Raw genomic sequence first — 20,287 nt, 5'->3', positions numbered from 1 at the left:
TTTATCTGGCGGGCCCGCCAGATAAAGCGCTCATACGGAACCGAAGTTTCCTACGGTCGGCCCTGGTCCTGGGCGTATTGAGCCGCGTGCCAGCTGGAGTCGATGGCAGGGTTGCGCAGGGTCCCCCAGAAGCGATCGTCGGGTACCGGTGGCAATGGCGGGCTGCCCAGGTCCGCGTGCAGATCCGTACGCCAGTCGACAGCGAGGCGGCCGCGGATGTTCGCGCTCTCACACACGGACCTGTAGGGCGAGCCCCAGATCCCGTGCACCATCTTCTCCGCCGCCCACCGGCGAGGAGCGTCCCGGTGGGTGTCCGCCTGAACGATCACCGTGCGCAGTCGCAGGGCGAGCGGGCCGGTTTGTCTCGGAGGGGGCGGAGCTTCGCCCCGTTCCAGCGCGTCCAGGACCGTCTTGATCTCCGGGTACTTGTTCAGGCCCGTCTCGACGGCCACTCTGCGCAGCTGCTTGCGTGCGGCTTCGGCCACCTGCTCACGTGGCAGGACCGCGAGGAGCGCCCCGATCTCCTCCAGCCCCTCCAGGGCTCCGACGTGGAGGGCATCGGTGGGGCTGCAGGACAGGTCCAGCTCCGGCACGTCCTCATCCGGCCCGGGAAGGGGGTCGTCGGCGCTGCCCCAGTCCGGGCGGGGAGGCAGGGCCGACTCCCAGAAGAGTCGGCCGTTGAACGTGACGGCGCCCCCGTCATGGCCGCTCTCCAGCCGGTCGGCCAGGTCTTCCAGATACCTGCCCAGCGAGTCGGCCCGTCCGAAGTCGGTGCCGGTCTCGTCGAAGAACCGTCCGATGGCACCGTAGGAGTCCTGCCCACGGCGGCAATCGACCGTCAGACCGTCAGATGTCACCCCGTAGGAACCGAACTTCAGGTACTCGTCGATCCAGTAGTACTCGGCGTCCTCCACGTCCAGGCCCTCGGCGATGTCGCGCATCCACTGCGTGTCCTCGACGATCTCGTCCACTCCGAGAAGCCGGTCGTCCGTGCTGAAACAGAACGCGTCCGGCCCGTCCACAGCCCCGTTGTGCCGAAGCAACGACGCGACCAGGTCGGGAGGAAAGGTGACGCCCAGAACCTCCTGCGCTGCCGCGATCTCCTCATGCCCAGCGGGCGGCCTCAGCGTGGCGAACGTGCGAGGCGCGTGCTCACGCAACCAGGCATCGATGCGGTCCCATGATTCCTGGACCAGGTCATTTCTCATGGGCTGACCCTAGAGACAGCCACTGACAGCTGCGCGCCCGGCGGCCCGTACCGGATGAACCGTCATGCCCGAAACCACCGCCCTGCCGCTGTCCCAGTGACCCCGCACTCGGCGATCAACGCGTTCGGTTCCCTCCGCACCGTCCAGGCCTGGGACGTCGAGGCCGCCCGCGAGTTCGCCGGCGCCGAGCCGCGGAAGGCCGAGCTGCTCGTCGACAAGGTCAGCCGGAAAGCTCCTCGCACATCCACGGTCACCGGTGTGACCGTGTCCCACGTTCACGCGTTGGGGGACTCCGTTGCCGGCGGAATACCGCACCGCCGGCAGTCGTTCGCGTGGTCGTCCTGGCAGACGTAGCGGATGGCGCCATCCACGCACCATTCGGCGGCCTCCTCGGACAGCAGGTCGGGTCCGGCAAGGAGCAGCCGACGAAATTCCGTGGTGTCCGCAATGTCGGCCGGCCGGTTGGTGAACCACTCGTCGAACCAGGGCCTGTCCCGGTGTATGCGCCAGTGCGCGTTCTCCCGGTCGTCGACAGCGTCAAGGAACCGATCGACGATGCGCCCCCAACTGGGTTCTCCGAACCAGCCGTTGTCAAACGCGCAGAAGGATTCGATCAGGGTTCGCAAGCCGAACTCCTTCTCGTTGAGGCAGCACCTTCGCCCCCATGAGATCGCGGCCTGTGCCATCCCCGCGAGTTCCACGCGCGGATCAGCCTCGTGTGCCGGGTCGTCAGGATCGTGGCAGGCCAGCCCGAGCTCGAGAACGGACTGCCCGGTCGGTAGAACCCGGGACGGGTTGACGATCGCGAGACCGAGAGCGATCCAGTCGACATGGTCGAACGACAGCATCGAGCGCACGAGTCGGGTGGTTGCCGTGTTGATCCGCATCATCGTGCCGTCGTGGAGCGGACTCTTCCCGGCATGCCAGTTCTCGACGGGTGTGTTGCGCCACACGGCGAGCGTGATGCGGGTGGCAGCGAGCCACAGCAGGGCGTCGTCGTCGAGGTGCCCGAACCGCTTGGCACACTCCTGGGCGCCGTAGGTGATCAACTCTTCCGGGGTCGGCCACTTGTGGGTTTCGGGCCCTTCAGGCCCTTCAGGCGCGTACTCGTAGTCGTCGGCGTACTCATCGAGGATCACGCTCAACTCGGCCGCGCTGTAGGCCTCGTTGTACTCGGAGCCGTCCGGGTCCTCGACGGTGTACATGTCGTGGTCCCAGGAGACGTACACGTCGCCCCAGAGCACGACGTCATCGCACTCGCCGGCGTCGTCCGTCACCACCGGCCTGATGGTGATCGGGGCAGTACGCCCGTCGGTGCGCTCGCCGTCCTTCTCGGCGGCCCATGCGGTGATGACCCCGAGCGGCTTCGGAAGGAGAGGACCGATCTCGGTGATGCCGAACGGCTCGTCGCCGTCATCGGACTCGAACCGACTGTTGACGAACGCGACCGCCTCGGAGGGCGTGCTGACGATGGACTGGCTACCACTCCCGTTGTCGACTACGCGCCACAACGCCGTGTTCTTCACAGTGCTCTCCGATCGCGGTGAGTGCACCCGGAGCGGGCGCGATGCGCCGGGTCGCTCGGCACTGAGACCAGCCTATGAGCTGATCAACCCATCCGTAGTCCCGAAGGTGCTTGTCGGCGACAACCGGGTCGGTTCCCCACCAGGTGATCAAAGACCGCGCGGCGCCCCGACGGCCTTCGGCATCCCGGTCCGGTGCCGGTCGTGCCCGATCGAGCGTCAATCTTCGGCCGTCCGGTGGGCGATGGCGGTGTACAGCCCGCAGTGGCGCACCGCTCCGGCGCACGTGACCGGGTCGGCCAACAGGTCCGGAGCGAGGTCTACCGGCGGGACGGGATGGGGAAGCCGGGCAAAGCAGGAGTCCGCGCACATCCTCGGCGGATTCCTCCACCTCGATGGCGAACCTGGTCGGCGATCCGCCGGGCGACCTGAAGAACCAGCGGTGCGCGTCGGTCTGGTCGCCCGGGCTGTCACCGTTGCCCGCCCGCCCCGATCCCGAAACGGGCGGGAAGGGCGTGCACGGTTCGCATAGGGTGATCCTTTCGGGGGACGGGGCACGGTCAGGGCGGTTCCGGGGCGGGTACAGGGCTGTCGCACGCGACCCCGTGTGGGGTCTTCCGCCCTCGGTGGGCCGTGCCGGCCCGTTCCGCGGCGCACGCGTCCCGCAGGTGAGGAAGGAATCGGCGTGAGTTTCGGCGGCCAGAATCCGTACGGCCCGACGTGGTACCCGCACAACGGCCAGGCACCGCCTCCGCCGGGCATGCCGCCGCAGGCCGGCCCCTACCCGCACAACGCGTACCCGGCCTCGAACCCCTACACGGTGCCCGGCCAGTACCCGTACCCGGGGGCACCGACCTCCTACCCCTACGGGCCCCCGCGACCCCGTTCGCTGGGGCAGCAGTTCCGCGACGGGGACTGGCCGACGCTGCGGGAGCTGCTGCGACGCGCGCGCGTCCCCGGGTGCGCGTGGGTCGCGGTCCTGTTCTGCTTCTCGCCCGTGCTGCTGTTCCTCCTCCTCTACCCCCTGGTCCGCTCGGCCCGCGTGCGGGCACACGCCAAGTTCCCTGCGCACGCCTACCGACGCGTCCCCGACCCGCAGGTACTGCGCGTGCAGAAGACCAGGGCCGTGGTGGCCCTGGTCGCGTCCTCGCTGATCCTCGTCGTCTACGGAACCGAAGCGGACTTCGCCGAGCTCCAGGGGCAGTACATGCTGCGGCTAGCCATCACGCCGTGGCTGCTGCTCCTCACCGCGCCCGCGGTGATCCTGCTCCTGTTCCGGCTCGCACCCCCGGCCGCGAGGCCGGGCATGCGGGCCCGCCTGCGGCCCGCCGTGCGCTCGGCCCTCTGGTACTTCGGCGCGTTCACGGCCGTGCCGCTGCTCTTCGTGGGCGTGATGCTGCTCGGCGAAGTGCTGCCCTCCCCGCTGATCACGCTCGGCCTGCTCCTGGCGCCGTTGTGGCTGCTGCTCTTCGTCGGCTTCGCCTCCCTGACGGTGGTCCGCCACGCCTTCGGCACCTCCGAGGTGCACGCCGCGCTTCCGGCCCTGCTCACGGGCGTACTGGTGTGGGAACTCGCCGCCATCAACCTGGCCGTGACCGGAATGCCGCCCGGCCCGCCGTTCCTCCAGATCAGCGCCCTGATCGGCGGACCGGCCTCGGTCTCGGCGGTGGCCTGGTGGGAGATCTTCCGCCTGCGCACGAGGTACGGGGTGAGGCTACGGAGCCACTAGCCCCGACGGGAGTGCCGTAGCCACCGGTCGATTCCGACCTGGGGGCCGCTTCCCGGCCGTCCCGGTGATCCACCGCACACCACCCCGCCTGGACTCCTGTCAGCGGTCCCGCGTAAACATGGGGTCATGCTCGAAGAGTCACCCGCTCCTGAACCCCCGCTGATACAGAGCCTGCGCACAGCCGTGGCCGCCGCCCCCGAAGACGTCCCCCTACGCCTGCACCTCGCGGAACTGCTGCTCTCCGCCGGTCTGCACGACGCGGCCGTGACGGAGGCGGCCGCGGCCCTGCAACACGCGCCCGGGGACGCGGCGGCGCGGGAGTTGATGGTGCGGGCCATGGGGGCGCCCACCGCCCCCGCACCCGTGTCACCGAGCGCGCCCACGATCGCCGATCCCCTCTCGCCCGCCGCCCCGCCCACCTCGGCGCCCACCTCGGCGGCCCCGGCCGAGCCGGTGGAGGGCCCCGCCGAACCCGACGAGTCGCCCCGCCCGGCCGGGTTCGACTGGCGGGCCGCCGAGCAGGAGGTCGACGGCATCGTCCAACCCCGCTTCGTCGAGCCCCCGCTCAGCGCCCTCGGCGGCGACCCCGAGAACACCGACGCCACCGACGCCTGGGAGGTGTCCGCTCCCGGCACCCTGCGGCTCGCGGACGTCGGCGGCATGCAGGAGGTCAAGGACCGCCTCGAAGCCGCGTTCCTCGCCCCGATGCGCAACCCCGAACTGCGCAAGCTGTACGGCAAGAGCCTGCGCGGGGGACTCCTCCTCTACGGCCCGCCCGGCTGCGGCAAGACCTTCATCGCCCGTGCGGTCGCCGGTGAACTCGGCGCGAACTTCCTGTCGGTGTCCGTCAACGACGTCCTCGACATGTGGATCGGCAACTCCGAACGCAACATGCACGAGGTCTTCGAGACCGCACGACGCCAGGCGCCGTGCGTGGTCTTCCTCGACGAACTGGACGCGCTCGGTGCCAAGCGCAGCCGCACGCAGCACAGCGGCATGCGCAACACCGTCAACCAGCTCCTCACCGAGCTCGACGGCATCGACTCCGCCGCGAACGAGGGCGTGTTCGTCCTCGCGGCCACCAACGTCCCCTGGGACGTGGACATCGCGCTGCGCCGTCCCGGACGCCTCGACCGCACCCTCCTCGTCCTGCCTCCCGACGCCACCGCCCGCGAGGCGATCCTCCGGTACCACCTGCGCGAACGGCCCATCGAGGCGGTCGACCTCGGCCGCCTCGTCAAGGCGACCGACGGCCTCTCGGGCGCGGACCTCGCCCACGTGTGCGAGTCGGCCGCCGAGAGCGCCCTGCTCGACTCGGTGCGCACCGGCCGGATCCGCATGATCACGACGAAGGACCTGCTCGGCGCCGCGAAGTCGGTGGTCCCGTCGACCGAACCGTGGTTCGCGGCGGCACGCAACGTGGCGATGTTCGCCAACGAGGGCGGCATGTACGACGACCTCGTGACGTACCTGAAGAAGAGGCGGAAGCTGTGAGCATGGATCCGGCGGTGCAGCGCGCCGGCGCGCTGCAGGCGGCAGGACGGTACGAGGAGTCCAAGGCCCTGCTGGCCCCCCACCTCGCCGAGGAGCCGGACGACGAATGGGCCTGGCAGCTGCTCGCCGTCGCCCACGAAAGGCTCCACGAGTACGAGCTCGCCGAGCGGGCGGGCACCGAGATGCTCCGGATCACGCCCGGCCACGTCGGCGCGCTCATCCTGCTGTCCCGCGTGCTGCTGCGCCTGGGCAAGCGGTCCGAGGCCCGGGAGGCGGCGGAGGAGGCCATCCGCAGGGCGCCCGACAAGTGGCCCACGCACTTCGCGCTCTCCGAGGTGCTCGCCGCCTACCCGAACGCCCCGGCCGCCGACCACGAACGGGCCTACGTCGCGGCCTGCGAGACCGTGCGCCTCGCCCCGAACGAACCCGACGCCCATCAGGCCCTGTGTTTCACCGCCGTACGCACGGGGCGCCAGGACGTCGCGAAGCAGGCCCTGGTCGAATGGCTGCGCCTCGACCCGTCCAACACGACGGCACAAGCCATGTACACCGAGGCGATGGCCAGCGGCCCGGAGGTCACGGCCACCCAGGCCGCGGAGATGTACTCCGAGGGCCTGGCGGGCGCGCCGCAGTCCGCGATGCTCCACAGCGGCCTCGACCACGCCACGTACCGCCTGCTGCGGGGGACGCGCTGGCTCGCGCTGGCCTGCCTGGCAGCCGCGGGAGTGACGATCGACCTGTTCGCCACGGCCAAGGACCCGATCCTGCGGGAACTGCCCGTGCCCCTGGGCAACCGACTCTGGGTTCTGGTGATCATGGCCGCGATCTGGGGCTTCGGTGCGCTGTTGCGCTACCGCCGTCTGCGCACCGGAGTACGGCTCAACATCCGCTCCCTGGTACGCCGTGGCCGCTGGTCCCGGGTCGTGGTGGGGCAGGCGGTGTGGACCATGCTCTGCGCACTGGTGATATCCCAGGTCCCGTGGACCGATCGGGAAGTGCCGACGATCGTCTTCTGGGCCGGCTTGGCGGTACCGCTCGTGACGATGGCGTACGACCGCAGGAAGACCGTCTGACGGGTCGCCCCCGACGCGGCGCACCGCTCGGGGCTGTTGCCGAGCGGTGCGCCGGTTCGGGCGCGCGGGCGGGGGTTCACCCGGCCGCCTTCAGCGCCGCGTCGATCTCCGTGGTCGAGCGCGAGTGGACCGCTCGGGCGAGCAGGTCCCGGACGTCCTTCTGCTCTCCGTAGGGGAAGCGGACGTGCCAGTGCGCGACGACGTGCTCCAGCAGGTCGAAGCGGCCCGAGCCGGCGATCGTCGACGCCGCCAGCAGGCTCGGCCCGACACCGAGCGTGCTGGTCGGCGGGTCCTGGTAGTTGCTCTTCCGGACGGCCATCAGGGCCTGCATCGCCAGTACGGGCTCGCGGGACGTGTAGAAGTCCGCGTTGCTCGTCCACGGCGGAAGCACGACCTCGCGATCCGGGGTCCAGTCCTCGAAGTCGGCACGCAGTGCAGGAAGTACCGGCACCGGCTCCTCGCGCCGGCCGAACGGGCGCCCGGCGAGCACGGCCTCGATGCGGGCTGCGTCCAGGGATCGCGTCCTCGTGGACTCGCCGCGCACCAGACGGGCGTTGAGCCAGGGGTCGTCCTGGGCGAGCAGCTCCGGGAGGAGGAGGTCCTCGCACGGCTCCTCCACGTCCCAGCTGAACGGATCGGCGGGACTCTTGAGCCGGGAGGCGTCCAGCAGGGCGTCCCACACGAGTCGGTTTCCGTGCCGCACCAGGGACCGGAGCACGTCGGCGCTCCGGGTGGTCCTGACCAGTACGACGCGGGTGGGAACGTCGAGCCGGCCCACGACGGCGTCCACGACCTCGCCCGGGGCGAGCCCGAGGAGGGCGGCCGGCGCTCCGTGGAGAACGACCGCCCGGCGCGGGCCGACCCGCGGCCCGTCCGTCGCGGCGTCGAGCAGCTCGGGCAGGGTTCCCTCGAAGCCCGCGGTGAGCAGGCAGACGGCGTGCGCCCAGGGTTCGGGGGTTTCTCCCAGTCGGTCGCGTACCCGCTCAACAGCCTCGACCGGCCCGGGGCCGACGAGGAAGTCGGCGGCGGGCACCACGTCGAGCGGCGCTCCGCCCTCGCCGAGCCGGGCGGCGGTGTGCAGGAGCCCGGGCAGGGGGCCCGCGAAGTAGGGGGTGAGGCTCCGCAGCGCGAGCCACAGCCGCGCCTCGGTCGCCGGAGTCGTCGCGCCTTCGTGCCGCAGGAGCTCGGTGACGAGTCGACCGAGCGGTTCGCGGGGGACGTGGGGAAGCAGGCGCTGGACGGGGCGTGCGTGCCGGAGCACGTCGTCGAGGGTGACGGCGGGCGCCCATCCCGGCTGGTGGCGGGTTTCCCTCACGGCGAGACCGCCGGCGCCGGAGAAAAACGTGGGTGGGATGAAGATGTCTTCGGCCAGTGCCTTGACGCCCATGGCTCGGTCGGCGTAGAGGCGCAGCAGAGCGAGTGCGTTGAGATCGCGGCCGGTCAGGGTGGTGGCGATGTCCGGCGGGCAGTCGGCGCGGGCTGCCAGGATCCCGTACCGGTCGCGCGCCCGCTCCTGGTGGTGGCGCATCGCGGGGTCGGCGAGGCGGCCGCGGACGAGGTCCCAGTCGATCCGGTACCAGGGGTCTCGGGTGATGTCCCGGCTCGCCGCGGCCAGTTCGGCCTGGGTGTACAGCCCCGACTCGTACGACGTCAGGTCGCAGGGCATGCGGTGGCGCCACACGTTCAACGCCTCGTCCAGATGGTCGTCGCCCTGGTTCTGCCGCGCCGACGCGGCCGTGCGCAGCGGCTGGGCCGATCCCTCCGCCAGCGCGGCGGCGAACGCGTCCCGCACGTCCTGGTCCCGAATGTCGTCGCTCCGTTCGTCCAGGAGGACGCGCAGTGCGTCGGTCCGGCCCGATTCCCACAGCCGTATGCCGGCCACCAATTGCTGGTACGCGGTCAGCAGCCGTTCCCCGCCCTCGGTCGAGGCCCGAAGTGCCTGGGCGACGAGTCCGGGTTCGCGGGAGTCGTAGCAGAGCCGCAACAGATCGGCCTCCCACGGCACGGCCGGCGGGGCGGCGATGAGGGCGTGCACGGCCGGGGTCCGCGGCAGCGGGTCCACGGCGTCGGGCCCGAAGGGGCGGCCTTCCAGCAGGGCCAGTCGTAGGGTGGGGGCCAGCCGGTATCCCCGGTCCGGGTCCGCTCCGGCGAGGCCGGTGAGCAGCCACTCGTTGATGTGCGGGTCGTCCCGGAGCAGGAAGGCGCGCTCGACGTCGGCCGTGCCACCGCTGCGATGGACGCGACGGTACTCCCCGCCGAACAGGGATCGCCACACGTCGCGGTCGGCGGTGTCGATCAGCGGCTGGACGAGTCGACGTCCACTGGTTTCCCCGCTCAGTCGGTGCAAGGGCCAGGGGGCGATGCGGGCGAGGAGACGCGGTCGCAGATCACGCGGCGCGAGTGCGATCAGCCATGCGACGTTGCTCTTCGGATCCAGGCGTACGTCCGCCGCCGCGTCAGAGTCCGTGTCCGTGTCCGGGTCCGAGTCCGGGTCCGGGTCCGTGTCCGCATCCGTGTCCGTGTCCGTGTCCGTGGCCGGTGCTGTGTAGCGCGCGGCGGCGTCGAGGAGGGTCGTCAGATCGCGCGTGAAGCCCTTCGCGAGCAGTTCGAAGGCGTGGCCCCATGCCCGTTCGTCAGTGCCCAGCCGTGCCCGGACCCGCCGGGCCACCTCCGGCAGCGGCAGGTCGTTGCTCCCGACCCGGAGGAACCCGGGAGGGGACGCCAGCCACTCCCTCTCGACGCACCCGGCCGTCACGGCGGCGCGCCCGCCGCCGACCGCCGCGGTGATGTCGGGTCCGAGACCCTCGCGTGCGGCGACGAGTGCGGCCTGACGACCGGTCAGCCCCCAGCGGTCAAGGAGAGCTTCCACTTCGTCGGCCTCGCCGTGCTCCGCGACCCAATCCGCGAAGCCCTCGGGGACGGACCCCCGTTCCCGCAGGATGTCCGCCCGTTGCCGCGGTCCGAGTGCTTCGGCCACGAGCGCCGCGGCGTGATGCCCGGCGTGCCGGAACAGGTGGAGAAAGGTTTCGCCGCGTTCTTCGGCCATGTCTGTGCTCACGTCACCGCACGCTACCCCTGCGGGAGTCGGGTGGATCCACGGGGCCGGCGCCGGGGCACGCGGCGGCGGCACCACGGCGGATCGACGGAGCCGTCACGGCCAGGGACTGACTAGGCTGCGTGGCCATGCGAATACTCAAGCGCGCCGCCGGAGTCCTGACCCTCGCGGTGTCGGCGGTCTGCTGCGCGGGGGCGTGCACGGTGGTGGGCGCCCTGACGGGCTGCTCGGCGCGCGACGCGTCCCTGTCGGTCGATCTGAGCAAGGATCCGATCCTGGACGCCGCACGGCCCGGCTCCACCCGGGTCGGTGAGCCCTACAGCGGGTGCGACGAGGACGACGGCTTCGCCTACGCCGGCCGGACCTACGACCACCCGGGAAGCCGCGCCGACCTCATCGCCCACTACCGGGCCGCCGCGACCGCGCACGGCTGGCAGCCCGACCTCAGTGAGGCCACCGGTGGTCCGCACTGCTTCACCCGACGGCAGGGCCCCCTCACCCTCCACCTCTCGCTCGGCTTTTCCGACGCCTACGACATCCCGGGCCAGGCGCGGTCCAAGCCGAGCGAGTACAGCATCGAGCTGACGGCCAGCCACGACGGATCCGCCTGGTGCTGACCGGCCCCGAGCCCGGACCGGCCGGCCGCCCTGGCGAGGGGGGTACTGGCGTTCCCTGGGAACGGCAGGCTCTGGTTGGCCGTCCCGGCCGGGCGCAGAGTGGTCCGCATCCGCCCGACGCACCGGCCACCGCCGGGGCACCGGGCCGGCCCACCGGGACCGGCCCGCACAGCAGACCCAGGAGCACCCCATGAGCTACCCCACCCTCGCCGCCCGCACCGCCGTCGTCACCGGAGCGGCCAGCGGCATCGGTGCGGCCACCGCCCGCCTGCTCGCGACGGGCGGTGCCCGCGTTGCCCTGCTGGCCCGGCGCACCGACCGGCTGGACGCTCTGGCCGCCGAACTCACCGCAGCCGGAGGCCAGGCCCTCGCCGTCACCGCCGACGTCACCGAACAGGCATCCGTCGACGCCGCCGCCGAAGCCGTCCACGATGCCTACGGCCGGGTCGACCTGGTGGTCAACAACGCCGGCGTGATGCTGCCCAACCCCCTCTCCGAAGGCCGGCTCGACGAGTGGACCCGCATGATCGACACCAACCTCACCGGCGCCCTGCGCGTCATCCGCGCCTTCGTCCCCGACCTCACCGCCTCCGCCGCCGACGGCCGCACCGCCGACCTGGTCAACGTCTCCTCCATCGCCTCCCACGTCCTCTTTCCCGACTACGCCGTGTACGGGGCCACCAAGGCCGCCCTCACCCAGCTGTCCGCCGCACTGCGCACCGAGCTGGGGCCGCGCGACATCCGGATCAGCACCATCGAGCCGGGCCTGACCGACACCGAACTCGGTGGGCACATCGACAACCCGGAACTGCGCGAGCAGCTCGGCGGCATGTTCACAGCGATCCCGGCCCTCACCGCCGAGGACATCGCCGACCTCGTCGCCTACACCGTCAGCCGTCCCCGGCACGTCAACCTGCGCCAGTCGATCGTCCTGCCGACCCGCCAGGCATGACGTTCCGGAACCCTTGTCGGAGCCGAACGGGGGCGCGTCCCCGCATGGTCCTCGTGACCGGGCGACCGGCGCGGCACCGTCGACGGCGGCCCGGTGACCGCCATCCCGGCGGCGGCGCGCCTCACCAGCCGCCGGGCGTCTCCCGGTAGGGCTGCGGGTCCGTCACCCAGCCCGCGGCGAGCACCAGGCGGGAGACGCGGTGCACGGCGAGGAAGCCGAAGGGCCGCCGGAACGACGCGTGGACCTCCTTGTTCACGTACGTCGGCTCCGGCATGCGCGCGCTGCCTTCGCCCACTTCGAACGCGGTGACCACGGCGGCCTCGAAGCCCTCTTCGGTGAAGGCCGCCGTGGCCGACTGACGGGCACTGAAGCCTGCGAGTGGACGGGCGCTGATGCCGGGGAAGTGGCCCTCCGACCGGTCGGTGGCCGAGCGCAGACCGAACACGTCGGGGTGGGCGGTGAGGTCGTGGCCGGCGGCGATCTCGAAGGCCACCGTCGCGACGTGCAGCTTCGGCCGTACGGGATAGAAGTTGCGGACCGCCTCCACGGTGAGCCCGGGCCCGACCTCGCCGTGGGGCAGCCGGTCGCCGGGTACGAGGGCCTGCCGGCCGGAGAGGATGTCCACGCCCGCGCCGAGCACCCGGTCCGCCGGCATGTCCCGCTCGCCGAGGAGCAGGTGGACGTCGATGCCGCGGTCGCCCACGACGCGCAGGTCGGTGACGTGGCCGGCGGGGGTGTCGGCGACACCGATCCGGTCGAGGAGGGAGGTGGTGCGCGACAGCCCGGCCATGTCCCGGCCGGCCCACGCCCCCGTACCGGAGGCGTGGTCGGCGGTGAAGGGGCGGATCCACCGGGTCGCCAACGCGAGCGCGCTCGCCAGCACCAGGAGACTTCCCGTGCCCAGGTCGACCGGCATCTTCTCGATCCGCCCGCCCGTGTGCTCGGCCGCCCAGGCGTCGAGCGCACGTCGGTCGACGGCCCGGAAGCCCGTCAGCTTGCGGTGGCTGTGCGGCGGCAGCCCGGCGATCCACTCCGGACGCACCTTCAACTGCCGGCGGGTCCACAGGCCCAGGGCCGCGTCGACGCCTCGCAGTTCCCGCAACGCGACGAGGAACTCCCGCGCCCTTTCGGCCGCCTGGTCGGCCGGGAGTCCGACGGCTGCCGCGAGTTCGGTCCGCGTCGGCCCGTCCGCGGCGTCGGCCAGGAACGCGAGGAGGGGCCAGACTCCGGCGGCGGAGAAGACCGTGCCGCGCTTCGCCCCGTCGGACCCGGGGTCCGCGCCTTCGGTGGCCGCGGTCGCCCACCGCGCGGTCAGGGCGTTGACCGCCGCGACCGTCTCCTCGACCCTGCTCCGTGCCCCCGCCGCCGTCGTCGTCCGCATGTCGCCCCTCCATCGCCTCGGCATGTCCATGAACATTGTCCGACACGACGGGGCGGCGGGATCCGCCTCCGGGGGTTGCGGCTCGGCGCGCCGGCCGCCGGTGTCCGTTCCGCGAGCGGCTCAGTGGCCTCGTCGCAGGAACTCCTCCACGCGCTGAGGGGCGAAGTCGGACCAGAGCTCCGCCGCCTCCCGTACGCGAAGACCCGCGGCCTCGGTGTCCCCCGCGCCGCGCAGTGCGTGCGCCAGGGCGACGAGCGCGTCCGCCCGGCCCCTCGGATGGGCGTTCGCCAGCTGGAGCTCCACCGCTTCCGTGGCCCGAAGCGCTGCCTCGGTGTGGTTCCCCTCCTGGCAGGCCGTCTCGGCCAGGAGCGTCAGCGCGTAGCCCCGGAAGAGCCGATAGCCGTTGGTCGTGGCCTCCTCCAGCAGTTCCTCGGCGAGCGAGCGGGCCTGTTCGGTCCGCCCCAGCGCGAGGGAGCAACGCGCGAGTCCGGTCAGGGCGTCCAGCTCGGGTTTGCGCGAGGCGCATTGCCGGGCCAGCTCCCTGGCCCGCTCGAAGCTCCGCAGAGCGGCCTCGTGTCCGCCCGTGCGTTCGGAAAGCATGCCGCGCGCGGTGTGCAGGTGTGCCTCGGCCCTGACTTCACCGCCCGCGAGGGAGAACCCCTCCTCCAAGTGTGCGAGGGCGCCGGCCCGGTCGCCGCACTGGAGTGCCATGACCGCCTTCCAGAAGAGGGTGTAAATCAGGTTGCTGGGTCCCTGACCGGCCCTGCGCTGGATTTCCTCGGCCCGTGCGAGGAGTTCGGCGGCCCGCACCGGTTGCCCCCGGTCGTGCAGGAGGGCGGCGAAGTTGCGGAGGATGTAACCCTCGGTGGTCGGCGCGTGGGCCATGGCCCGGCCGCCCATCATGCTCTCGTAGAGTTCCTCGGCCTCAAGGAGCATGCCCGCCTCGTGAAGGATGGCGCCCAGGTTGGAGCTGACGATGAGTTCGGGGACGACCTCACTCGAGCTCTTCGCCAGGGTGAGACCGCGGCTTCCGTGGGCGACCGCGTCGTCCAGCCTGCCCGCGTACCAGGCGGCGAGTGCGAGGCTGTTGCAGGCCGCGGCCTCGGCGGAAGCGGCCCCCAGGCTCCGGTAGAGGCGTGCCGCGGCCAGGTCGTGCCTGGTGCTGTCCTCGTACCGGCCCAGGACGAGATGGGCGCTCGACAGGATCCGGTGGGTCGCCGCCTGACCGAAGGCGTGCCCGTCCGCCTCCGCCGCCGCGAGACCCGCCTCTCCCACGGCCAGCCAGTCGGCGGTGTGTGCGGAGTGCATCAGGTAGGGCCGGAACACGTCGGCCAGGCCCCACGCGAGTTCGAGGGGTCCTTCATCGGCGGCCCGTTGCACCATCGCCACGATGTTGGCCCGTTCGGCGTCGAGCCAGCCGGCGGCGTCGTCCAGCGTGTCGAAGGCGAGGTCGGCGCCGTCCGCGTACGTCCGCAGGCGCACCATCTCGGGTTGGATCATCCTGGCGGCCTTGTCGACGTTCGCCAGGTACCAGTCGTACAGACGCCGCAGGGCGGCGTCGCGCTCGCTGTCGGGTTCCTCGGCGTGGGCCCGTTCGCGGGCGTAGGCGCGCAGGAGGTCGTGCAAGGCGTACCGGCCGACGGTCCGTTCCTCCAGGAGGTGGGAGCGGGTGAGGGTGTCCAGGAACGCACGGGCGCGGGCGGGGCGCGTACCGTCGAGCGCCGAGGCGGCCCCGGCCGTGATGTCCTTGCCGGGCAGGAGACCGAGGAGTCGGAACATGCGGGCGGTGTCGGCCTCCAGGGTGGCGTACGACCTCGCGAAGACCGTGCGCACCGCGCTCTGGCTGTCGCCGGGCAGTTCCAGGGCGGACAGGGCGTCGGTCCCGGCCAGGAGCGTGACCTGCTGTGCCAGGGTCCGGTCCGGGTGGAGCGCGAGGTCGGCGGCGCTGATGCCGACGGCAAGGGGCAGTCGGGCGCAGGCGGCCGTCAGCGCGGCGGCCGCTTCGGGCTCCCGCGAAACCCGTGCGGGCCCGAGGATGTTGACGAGCATCCGCTCGGCTTCGGAGGGCTCCAGGACCGGCAGGGGCACGGGCAGCGCCCCGTCGCGGGCCACGAGGCCGGAGAGGGCGAGTCGACTGGTCACGATCACCATGCAGTCCGCGCTGCCGGGGAGCAGTGGCCTGACCTGCTCCTCCGACCGCGCGTCGTCCAGGATCACCAGCAGCCGCCGGTCGGCGCACAGTGAACGGAACCGGGCGGCGGCGCGTTCCTCCGTCGTGGGGACGTCGCGCGGGGCCACACCGAGCGCCTCCAGGAACCCGCTCAGCGCGTCGATCGCCCGCAGGGGCCGGCCACCTCCGTGACCACGAAGGTCGACGTAGAGCTGGCCGTCGGGGAACCGGTTGCGTCGGCTGTGGCCCCAGTGGGCTGCGAGAGCCGTCTTGCCGACCCCGCCCTGGCCGGTGATCCGGACGACGCGGGCCGCTCCCGGCAACCGTGGTCCTGCGGCGGGCATCAGCTCGTCGAGTCTTCGCAGGGCCTCCGTGCGCCCGGTGAACACCATGGTGGTGGGCGGGAGTTGACGGGGAAGGTCGGACGGCGCGGGGCCGGTGGATCCGGTCCCGGTGTCACCGCGGTCGTCGGAGTGGCCGGACGGAGCGCTACGCGGGGGCACCGCCGCGGGTCGGTTCTCCATCAGCGCGGGATCGTCGGCCAGGACGCGGGTGTGGAGTGCGGCGAGTTCGGGGCCGGGCTCCAGGCCGAGTTCCCGAGCGAGGTGTGCGCGGGCCTTTCGGACGGCCGCGAGCGCGTCGCCGCGCCGTCCCGAGCGGTAGAGGGCGAGTACGAGTTGCACCTGGAGCCGTTCCCGGAGTGGTTGCCGGGCGGTCTGGGTGTGCAGCTCGGCGATCACGGCGGCGTGCCGCCCCAGCCTCAGGTCGGCGTCGACGCGCTGCTCGAAGGCGACCATCCGGGCTTCTTCGAGGCGGGGCCCCTCCACCTGGCGGAGGTAGTCGGAGCGGCTGCCGGCCAGCGCCTCGCCGCGCCAGTGGGACAGCGCCGCGTCGAGCCGGGCGGAGACGGTGACGTCGTCACCGCGTGCGGCGGCCGTGGCGGCGCTCTGGACGAGCCGCTCGAACTCGCCGAGGTCCAGGAACTCGCCGTCCAGCCGCAGCAGGTAGCCTCCCGGCCGGGTCTCCAGCAGTTCCCGGTGGGCGTTCGTCGGGGGTTGGAGGACTCGACGCAGCCGCTTGACGTAGTTCTGCAGCGTCGTGCGCGCGGTCGTCGGCGGTGTGGTTCCCCAGAGTCCGTCGATCAGCTCCTCCGCCGGCACGGTGTGACCGGCCTTCAGCAGCAGCAGGACGAGCAGATCACGTTCCTTGGGGGCGGTGACGGCCACCGCCTCCCCCGCGCACCGCACCTCAAGGGGCCCCAGTATCCGGAAGTCGAACAACGCGCCTCGCTGACCATGCATGACGGGAGCCTACGTCAGCCGCCCCCGCCCCTAGTGATCCGCTAGCGGGGTCTCCTCATGCTGCGCCAACCTGCCGGAACCACATCGGAGTCTGAGCCTTGACGACGTACGCATCCCGAGCCTGGCGGAGCCAGGAAAACGCGGTGACACACCTGCGCCCGGCATCACATGACGGCGAGAACGCCATGCCCCTGGGCGCCCTCGGACTCGACTCCGGCACCGAGACGGTCTACCGACTCATGCTGAAGCAGCCTTCCTGGGACGTCGACCAGCTGGCTCGGGCGCTGGGCCAGGACAGGTCGGTCGTCACGCGGGCGCTGGACTCGCTCGCCGATCTCGCCCTGCTGCGCACGGCGGAGACGGACGGCCCGGACCCGGGCACCCCGCTGCTGGTGCCGCCCCGGGCGGGCCTCGGCGCGCTTCTGGAGCGCCGTCAGAACGAACTCGCCCGCACCCGGCTGGAGATCGAGGCGAGCCGTTCCGCCGTGGACGCCCTCCTCGCCGACTACGTCGCGCACGGCCGTACCGGCGCGGGGAGTGTGGAACGGTTCACCGGCGCCGAGGCCGTACGACGGGTCCAGTCCGACCTGTCGGCGCAGGCCAGCGGCGAGCTCCTCGTCCTCGCGCCCACCGCCGTGGCCGGTCGCGGCCCTTGGGACCTCGACGTGCCGGTCCTCCTCGATCTGCTCGACCGGGGGGTGCGCGTGCGCGTCCTCCACCTGGCCGGCGCTCAGCGCCGCAGTGCCGTGCGGCCCCTGGCGCAGGCGGGCGCCGAGACGCGCACCCTGCCCTCCCTGCCCCTGCACCTGCGGATCGTCGATGAAGCGCGCGCCGTCCTGCCCCTGGATCCGCAGGTTCCCGACGCCGGAGTCGTCGCGCTGACCGAGTCGGGCGCCCTCATGGGCCTGCGCGCCCTCTTCACGTACCTGTGGGACCTGGCGGCCGAGGAGGAGTCCGAGGGCGAAGCCCCCGCCGACTGTTCACCTCAGGAGCGGGCGCTGTTGCGCTTCTTGGCCGAAGGGCTGACCGACGAGGCGGCGGCGCGCCGGCTCGGCATCTCCCTGCGCAGCGAACGACGGATGATCACCGCCCTTACGGAGCGGTTCAAGGTCAGCAGTCGATTTCAGCTCGGGCTCCAGGCCGCGCAGCAAGGCCTGATCTGACACAACCGTGCCAGGGGAAGTTCATGTCAAACCAAAAGGATGACAACGCCCTTGAACGAATGTCAGAGTTGTTTTCAGAACGGAGCGGGGAATGGAACGGAACGCCACATGGCGAGCCGGGTCCCATCCCGCCCCGGAAGGTTTCGACGCTCCCGCCGGAACCTGTGGAAGAGAACAACGGAAAGAAAGGCTCCACATCATGGAGAACGAGCAGAACCTCGTCATGGAGATCCTCGAAGACGACAACTACGACTTCGAGGCCGAGTTCCACCCGCGTCGGGACGTCGGCCACTGAGTCCGCACCGTCACGTGGTCGGCCGTCCTCACGGACGGCCGGCCGCGCCGGCCGTACCTCCCGAACGAGTGGTGAGCTGAATGAGCATCGACATGAGGACCTGGAAGGCGTTCGCGGCGGCTCACGCTCCGGGCTTCTCCCGCCCCGTCTTCCTTCCCGGCCTGGTGACCGACCCGCAGCGGCTGGGTCGGCTGATCGACCGCAGCCTGCGGACGGCGACCCGCCGGGCCCCCGGTGACCTGCGTCTGCGAGCCTTCCGCCCCGGCGCCTTCGACTACCGGCTCACCAAGCGCTTCGTGGATTCGCCCCTCGCGGACGACGAGAGCGCGGTGGAGTGGCTGGCCCGTACCGCCGGCGACGACGAGGCGTGCGTCGCCGTCAACGACGTCTCCGCATGGGACCTCGGGCTGTCCACCGCGGTCTCCGAGATCGTCGAGGAACTCGTGACCGACGGGGTCCACGAACTTCTCTCCGGAACCGATGCTTACACCTTCATCGCCCATTCCGGATGGACTCCTTTCGGTATTCACAAGGACGACGAGCCCTCGCTGATATTTCACCTCGGCCCGTCTGCCAAAGAGGTCTGGATCTGGCACGAGAACCCGTTCGACGCCTCCCGGACGATCCCGAGCCCTTCCTTCGGCCATATCTCTTTCGATATCGATGAACATCTCGGCTCCGCCGACCGTTACCTCCTGCGACCCGGCGATTTCCTGCTGATTCCGCAGGACACCCATCACGTGTTCCGCAACCTCGGCCCCTCCGTTTTCCTCGGACTCACCCCGTACCCGGCCAGGACCCGATCCGTGATCACCGAGGCACTGTGGCGCGCGGCGGGTCCGGCCGATCCCCTCCCCGCCTACCCGCCCGCCACCGCCGTCGCCGACCGCGCCCGCGCCCTGCTGACCGAGGACACCGCCCACCCGCCTCTCGCCGAGCGCGTCGCCCACGAACTGGCCCTGGGCCGACTCCGGTTGCGTACGAACGGCCATCTCGGCCGGCCCCACCGCGCCGCGCTGCCGGACTCCGGCGCTGCCGTCACCGACGGCCCGTTGCGGTGGTCCCGACCCGGTGCCGTGGCGGTGGCCGCGCACGCCGGTCGTACGACTCTCGTCGTCCGTGGCCGCAGCGTCACGGTCCCCGTCGAGGACCGGGCCGCATTCGACGCCCTGGTGCGGGCGACCGCTTCCACCGCCCCCTTCTCCTTCCCTGAGCTGACGGCGCTCCTGCCCGCCGGGCTCGCCCCGGACAGCCGAGCCGAACTCGCCCGCACCTTGTACACCTTGGGAGCGGTGATCGCCGCATGACCGCGTTCGACGCCTTCCGGCACGCCGACGCGCTGCTCGCGGGCCTGGGAGACCGGCGGCCGCCGGCCGGCGGGGTCCGCCTCCACGAACCCACCGATCCCGACCGGGACCACGCCGCACGTGAAGCCCTGCTGGCCGGTGTCTGGTCCGCGCTGGCCCGACCGGGCGCGCTCGCGACCAACTTCCGGCTCGTCGAGTCCGGCCGCCCCGTCGACCGGAGCCGGTGGATGCGGTCGCGGGTCGGCGACGGGGAGATCCTGCACACCGCTCTCGTGCCCGCCTACCTGCACAACGCCGTCGAACGCGGGGCGACCCTCGTCATCAGCCACCTCGAAGCACTCGACGATCGGGTCACGCTGCTGCGCGAGGCTCTCGAATACCTCCTGTGCGCCCGCGCGTGGGTCAACTGCTACATCACCGCGGGCGACTCCTCCGCCTTCGACCTGCACAGCGACGGCCACCACACCCTCATCCTGCAGCTCCTGGGACGAAAGCGCTGGCAGGTCGACTCTCGTACCGGCGCACGCTCCACCGAGCTGGCGGACGACAGCCTCGACCGCGTCCTGACCCCGGGCATGTGCCTGTCCGTGCCGCGCGACACGGCGCACCGCGTCAGCGGCACCGGCGAACTCAGCATCCACCTCACCGTCGGATACGAACCGCTCGCCGAGCTCGACGACGCGTCCCAAACCGGCCGCCCGGCGGCCCTGCGCCCCGACCGCCGTGCCGGGGCCTCCCTGCGCAGTGCCCTGACCGGAGACGTCGGCCCGAGCACGCGGATCCGTTGGGCCGGCCGGTGGCCCCCGCACATCACCACGGACGACGCGCACGTGACGGTCACCACCATGGGCCGGCGCATACGTCTCGATCGCCGTCTCGAACGTCCCGTCGTGCTCCTGTGCGGCGGTGGCGCCTTCACTTTCGACAGCCTGCTCGCCGCAGCCGGCGTGCCCGCCGCCGACCTCCGTGCGCTGGTCGCCTTCGGCGCCCGCAACGACTTCCTGATCTGCGAAGGATGA

Annotated in this window: 13 protein-coding genes; 8 read left to right on the top strand and 5 right to left on the bottom strand. The window is 71.8% G+C overall.

The genetic code is table 11. The features are described from left to right. Positions 1-50: 50 nt before the first annotated feature. The gene (locus AB0D01_RS06990) at positions 51-1,208 is read right to left on the bottom strand and encodes an SMI1/KNR4 family protein (RefSeq protein WP_363054001.1); all 1,158 of its coding nucleotides are present in this window, start codon (positions 1,206-1,208) and stop codon (positions 51-53) included. 275 nt (positions 1,209-1,483) lie between these two features. Then, positions 1,484-2,734 (bottom strand): hypothetical protein, encoded by a 1,251-nt coding sequence (locus AB0D01_RS06985; RefSeq protein ID WP_363054000.1) that lies wholly within the window; start codon positions 2,732-2,734, stop codon positions 1,484-1,486. A gap of 682 nt (positions 2,735-3,416) precedes the next feature. Between AB0D01_RS06985 and AB0D01_RS06980 the strand changes: the two genes are divergently transcribed. The 3 genes from AB0D01_RS06980 (at position 3,417) to AB0D01_RS06970 (ending at position 7,027) form a co-directional block, all read left to right on the top strand. Continuing rightward, entirely contained in the window at positions 3,417-4,460 is a 1,044-nt protein-coding gene (locus tag AB0D01_RS06980; protein ID WP_363053999.1) for a hypothetical protein, read from the top strand. Positions 4,461-4,586: 126 nt separating this feature from the next. Continuing rightward, positions 4,587-5,954 carry an AAA family ATPase gene (locus AB0D01_RS06975; RefSeq protein WP_363053998.1) on the top strand — a complete coding sequence of 456 codons (1,368 nt, stop codon included), beginning with the start codon at positions 4,587-4,589 and terminating at the stop codon, positions 5,952-5,954. A gap of 2 nt (positions 5,955-5,956) precedes the next feature. Then, positions 5,957-7,027 carry a hypothetical protein gene (locus tag AB0D01_RS06970; RefSeq protein WP_363054036.1) on the top strand — a complete coding sequence of 357 codons (1,071 nt, stop codon included), beginning with the start codon at positions 5,957-5,959 and terminating at the stop codon, positions 7,025-7,027. A gap of 76 nt (positions 7,028-7,103) precedes the next feature. Here the strand turns inward: AB0D01_RS06970 and AB0D01_RS06965 are convergent, their stop codons facing one another. Next, entirely contained in the window at positions 7,104-10,085 is a 2,982-nt protein-coding gene (locus AB0D01_RS06965) for a hypothetical protein (protein WP_363053997.1), read from the bottom strand. Between the two features lie 125 nt (positions 10,086-10,210). Between AB0D01_RS06965 and AB0D01_RS06960 the strand changes: the two genes are divergently transcribed. Together AB0D01_RS06960 and AB0D01_RS06955 are read left to right on the top strand one after the other, a co-directional pair. Next, positions 10,211-10,699, top strand: a complete 489-nt coding sequence (locus tag AB0D01_RS06960; protein ID WP_363053996.1) for a hypothetical protein — start codon at positions 10,211-10,213, stop codon at positions 10,697-10,699. 190 nt (positions 10,700-10,889) lie between these two features. Next, entirely contained in the window at positions 10,890-11,651 is a 762-nt protein-coding gene (locus AB0D01_RS06955; RefSeq protein WP_363053995.1) for an SDR family oxidoreductase, read from the top strand. A gap of 121 nt (positions 11,652-11,772) precedes the next feature. Here AB0D01_RS06955 and AB0D01_RS06950 read toward each other — a convergent pair whose 3' ends face one another. Further along, positions 11,773-13,032: a serpin family protein gene (locus AB0D01_RS06950; RefSeq protein ID WP_363053994.1), complete on the bottom strand. Its 1,260-nt coding sequence runs from the start codon at positions 13,030-13,032 to the stop codon at positions 11,773-11,775. Between the two features lie 120 nt (positions 13,033-13,152). Continuing rightward, the gene (locus tag AB0D01_RS06945) at positions 13,153-16,503 is read right to left on the bottom strand and encodes a BTAD domain-containing putative transcriptional regulator (RefSeq protein ID WP_363053993.1); all 3,351 of its coding nucleotides are present in this window, start codon (positions 16,501-16,503) and stop codon (positions 13,153-13,155) included. Positions 16,504-16,646: 143 nt separating this feature from the next. Here AB0D01_RS06945 and AB0D01_RS06940 point away from each other — a divergent pair, with 143 nt between their 5' ends. From AB0D01_RS06940 to AB0D01_RS06930, 3 genes are all read left to right on the top strand, one after another. Further along, on the top strand, positions 16,647-17,666 hold the full coding sequence (locus tag AB0D01_RS06940; protein ID WP_363053992.1) for a LuxR family transcriptional regulator: 1,020 nt from the start codon (positions 16,647-16,649) through the stop codon (positions 17,664-17,666). Between the two features lie 375 nt (positions 17,667-18,041). After that, on the top strand, positions 18,042-19,268 hold the full coding sequence (locus tag AB0D01_RS06935) for a cupin domain-containing protein (RefSeq protein ID WP_363053991.1): 1,227 nt from the start codon (positions 18,042-18,044) through the stop codon (positions 19,266-19,268). Then, complete coding sequence (locus tag AB0D01_RS06930; RefSeq protein WP_363053990.1) at positions 19,265-20,287, top strand: cupin domain-containing protein; 1,023 nt, start codon at positions 19,265-19,267, stop codon at positions 20,285-20,287. Before AB0D01_RS06935 ends, AB0D01_RS06930 begins: the two co-directional genes overlap by 4 nt.

This window comes from Streptomyces sp. NPDC048606 (genome assembly GCF_040650855.1).
Taxonomy (GTDB): domain Bacteria; phylum Actinomycetota; class Actinomycetes; order Streptomycetales; family Streptomycetaceae; genus Streptomyces.
This window is presented reverse-complemented; position numbering and strand designations above follow the sequence as displayed.